The 4,602-nt window shown below is 44.1% G+C and carries 2 protein-coding genes; one reads left to right on the forward strand and one right to left on the reverse strand.

Going from position 1 to position 4,602, the window contains the following annotated elements; translation table 11 throughout:
• Positions 1–610 precede the first annotated feature (610 nt).
• Entirely contained in the window at positions 611–3,616 is a 3,006-nt protein-coding gene (locus tag CK510_RS26660) for a Tn3 family transposase (protein WP_095724537.1), read from the reverse strand.
• 102 nt (positions 3,617–3,718) lie between these two features.
• On the opposite strand from CK510_RS26660, the gene CK510_RS26665 reads away from it, so the two are divergent.
• Positions 3,719–4,369 carry a recombinase family protein gene (locus tag CK510_RS26665; RefSeq protein ID WP_095724538.1) on the forward strand — a complete coding sequence of 217 codons (651 nt, stop codon included), beginning with the start codon at positions 3,719–3,721 and terminating at the stop codon, positions 4,367–4,369.
• Positions 4,370–4,602: the final 233 nt, after the last annotated feature.

Consider the following 4,602-nt stretch of genomic DNA (forward strand, 5'->3'; position numbering starts at 1 on the left):
TAACTGTATAAAATGATTTCTAGACCAGAGGACAAAATAAATTTTCTGCATCTATCCAATGGGATAGTATTTAATGGCAACATAATTTTCTCTTCCTTTTGGATGATTTGTTTTGAACAGAATGGGTTCAAGATTTAGTAAATCAGTATCAAGCGTGACCGAAAAAACTATCAACTAGGAAATCAAGAGTCAGAAACCATTACTAAGAAGGCAGTGTGGATATTATGTACGTAAATACGGATGTACAGTCTTCTCGCTGCCATACTTAACCTTCTTAACTTGATGGCATAGCATTGGGGTAAGCTATGCCATCAAAAACCAGCGATTCTGACTCGATTTTGTGTTTTGTTTGAATCCAGGGATGCATTAATGTTTTAAGCACAACTACCGCGCTGACAAAATTATCTGAGGCAAAGACTTCTGTCGGAATTATTTGCAATTAAATTGCAAGTTATTTACGGCATAAAATTAATAGAGGTAATGCGCTAATGGACAATATTATCAAGCAAGAAATATTGATTCAAATAGAATCTAACGAACAGTTTCGGGGTGAAATGAGCAATCGTACAGAAACTTACGCTAAGGCTGAAACGCCTGCTACATAAGCATTTTAATCCTCCTGCTCATTTGGGTCATTTGGATCGCGTAATGGACGCATTTCTCCCTGCATAACTGCGAGAGGTAAAGAAAACTGATAACGCCCTAACATATTGACGTGGGAATGCCCCAAAGGCGAGAGCCGCGCTATATCTTCTTGATTTACGCTTTGTTTCAAACCGATAGAGGTAAGTGCAGCATCCATATAATATGTATTCCATAGTACCAAAGCATTTACGACCAACCCTAAAGCTGAAAGTTGGTCTTCTTGTCCCTCCCGGTAACGTTGACGCAACTCACCCTTTTGACCATGAAATATAACTCTGGCAAGTCCGTGTCGTCCTTCACCTCGATTTAGCTGAGTCAAAATTCGACGACGGTACGCCTCATCATCGACATAGTTTAATAGGTACAAAGTTTTGGCTATACGTCCCAACTCCCCAATCGCTCGACCCAAAACGGAAGGTTTGTCACCTCGGTATAAAGTTCGCATAATTTCTGACGCGCTCACCGTTCCCAATTTCAAAGAACCAGCAACTCGCAGCATGTCATCCCAATAATTCTCAATAAAAGAGGTATTAACCTTTTGACGTGCTATTCCATTTAGAACCCCATAATCTGCAAGCGAATCTAAACGCCAAAAGCGAGCCTCTCCTACATCTGCTAGCCGAGGACTGAACTGGTAGCCTAGTAGCCAGAAAAGTCCAAATATTACATCGCTGTAACCGCTTGTATCCGTCATCAGTTCCCTGGGACTCAAACTGGTTTGTTGCTCAAGAAGCCCAACCAACACAACCAGAGAGTCGCGCAGCGTTCCAGGAACCACCAAACCGTGAAAACCTGTAAACTGGTCTGAAGTGAAGTTGTAGTAAGTAATACCCCGACCCCGACCAAAATATTTGCTATTGGGTCCAGAATTTAGTGTCTGCACAGGCACCACAAAACGTAATCCATCAGCCGAGGCGACTTCTCCCCCACCCCAAGTCTGTGCCAATGGAATCTGAGTTTGAGCATCAACCAGCCGTGCATTAGCACGAATTAAGGTTTCAGAACGAAGGTAGTTTTGCTGCACCCAAGCCAGTCGATTGCGAGTTAGGGCTGGAATATCTGCGCGTGTCACTGGCTTCAGACCTATGTTGCAACTAGTAGCTATCAGCACTGCACAGACACTAATGGGTAAATCAGTTACTCGTGAGCTTTCCTGGCTACCGTGGTTAAATTCATCCATAAACCCTGTTTTGGCATGGATTTCTAGTAGGGCTTCAGGCAAATCCACACGGGGGAGTAGTTCTGCTACCAGTATTTTGAGAGCCTTCAAGCTGGCAGGTTCTTCCAACTTATCCAGGTTGGTTACTGTTAAAGTATCACGCCCTTTTTTGTTAGGCTCGACCCGTACAGATGCATTACTAGGCAGATTATTGGCAGTACGATGAAATGCTTCCTCAAGTTGCTGCTTCAACTTGGACAGTTCTGCATCTGGTGTTGGTTGCAGGTTCAGCGCTCGACAAACTTGTGGTCGGGCTGATTCCCAGTCTGTCCCTTGTAGTAATTTAGCATGGGGATTACTCCAACGTATGCTAGGAGTAATAAACAGTTCCCGATGGCGCAATCCCTCACACAATCGCTCTAAGGTGCAAAAAGTGTAAGCGCGACGGTCGATATCTGCATTCGGTTGTACAATTAATTGTAGCCAGCCTTTAGTAATACCATTAAGTGGAGCAGCATCCATCTTGGGATTCGCTTTTTTTTCAATACTTTTGAGAAATTCCACAGCTTTAAGTATTGACTGACCAGCTTTTGTGGCTTGAAAATCGATTGTCCGTAATAGTGAGGGGAGAAATCTGCGAACATGTGCCCAACGCTTCAGTAATTCTGGGTAATAGTCATCTTCAGGCGGTCGGGCTAGTTCTTCCACCTTTGTCACAGCAGATTGTAATTTCTCTTGAGGGATGCGTTGAAAAACAACTTCACGCACACTTTTATCTTCACAATTGGGGTCAAGTATAACGGAACATGCTTCACCCAAGCGCAAAGCTGCGGCATCCAGGTCTTTTATCGTGCGTAACCGTTCCTTTTTTCCATCCCGCACCGACTTGGACAGCAAATCCTTGATCAACAATTCCAACACATCGAGGGTATCGTCGGCGGCTGTAGCTTCTAGCACTTGAATAAAGGCAACTAGAGTAGCAATTCTCCGCTCAAATGGCATCCGAGCGATCGCAGCCACTCGAATTGTTGCTGCGTGGCGGGCAAGAGCTTTTAATCTGCTGGCTGGTAGCTTTGAGAAATTTAAAGTGTTGATACCAAAGGAACGTACCTCAACCAGACGATTCAAGGCATTGACTAGAGCCGGAGCGCTGTGACGAGTTGGAGAGCGCCTCAAGGTGTCGAGTGGTGTATACCAAGTTTTTTTGTCCGATACTAGTAAGGCTTCAAGTTTTAACCGTTGTTCAGTAGTTGGCATTTTGGCTAAAATTCGCCACAAACGATTAGCCGTTCGCTCCCGCACGGTGGCAACTAGACGCTCCAAAACTGTAACTCCTGGTAAAAGGATTTTATGTTCAACCAACCTAGCTGTAACCACGTCAAATAGAACACTAGGAGCTTCTGAACCAACCCAAGCACGTCCGTACAGCCAGCGAGTCAGTTGCCAGTTTCCCGGTTGTGCGCTGAAATCTTGATAACCGTATCGCTGCTTAATTTCGCCCTGATGCTCCCAATGGGTAACTGAGCGCTCAAGGTAGCGTGGCAAAAAATCGTAATTTACGATATTTAACTGAGTAGCTATATAAGTGATAACACCAGGCGGAACATCAATCGGATTTTCCAAAAAAGTCCCTAAAAACCTGACGCTAACGAGCTGCAATGCAAAACCCAGACGGTTATGATTCCCACGTCGAATTTTCACGCTATCCTTATCCATATCGTCAAGATGGAAGTACCGAGCCAATTGCCGAGGTGTTGGTTCCGACTCATAGCGTCCGTAGCGTTGCCGCTGTTCGAGAGTAAGGAATCCCATCCATAAGCCCTAATTTGTACTAATTAAAGTTTACTCTGTTTGGTACACTAAATTCAAACGGTGTAGTCAGGGTTTGATACCCCTTTTTTCTGGAGGGTTTAATTGGTACAAAAAGTCGCCATTTATTGTCGGGTTTCCACAACAGATCAGTCCTGTGAGCGACAAGAACGGGATTTGCTGGAGTATGCCGAAAAGTCAGGGTTTGAGGTGGTTGGAGTTTGGTTTGAAACAGCGAGTGGAATTAAACACAACCGTACCGAGCGCAAAAAAGTTATGGCATTAGCTCAAAGCCATAGCATTGATGCCATTTTGGTTACAGAGATGACCCGGTGGGGACGTAGCACCATCGATCTGATTGAAACATTGCAAGAACTTCATAGTTGGCATGTTTCCTTAATTGCCCAAACTGGATTGCAATTTGATTTGAATACACCGCAAGGCAGGCTAATTGCTCATTTAATGGCTTCTTTGGCTGAATTTGAGCGGGATTTAGTGCGAGAAAGAGTACGTTCTGGTGTAGCTGCGGCTAAAGCACGAGGTCACAAGTTTGGCAGACAACCGGGACAACGGGTGAAAGCCGATAAGTTTGAACCCAAAGTGTTGCAAATGGTGGAATCCGGCTATTCTTACCGCAAAATTGCAGAAAAACTCAATCTTAGTAAGACAACGGTCAGCGATATTGTAAAACGCCACAGGCAATCAGGCAAGAAATCGGACTCGACCGAAAGTAAATCTGAAAACTTTACCCAGTAACTGTTTCAGCCTTAGCGTAAGTTTCTGTACGATTGCTCATTTCACCCCGTTTCCTGTTGATTTTGACATTTATTGGGAATGGTTAGATTTTAGTAGTAAGGGTAATGCCAAAAGAGCCTTTGGGAAATATGGAATCAGCTTTGAATTTACGAAGGGAATGAGTTTGATTGAGTGGGTAACACATCATCTTTTACAAGCGATTGAATCATCTAAGACAACAGCAAAAATCACTC

The sequence above is a fragment of the Brunnivagina elsteri CCALA 953 genome (assembly GCF_002289455.1).
GTDB classification, from domain to species: Bacteria; Cyanobacteriota; Cyanobacteriia; order Cyanobacteriales; family Nostocaceae; genus Brunnivagina; species Brunnivagina elsteri.

Bases quoted from the DNA above. Each gene is read 5' to 3' on its own strand.
- CK510_RS26660 (WP_095724537.1), bottom strand. From the start codon at position 3,616: ATGGGATTCCTTACTCTCGAACAGCGGCAACGCTACGGACGCTATGAG.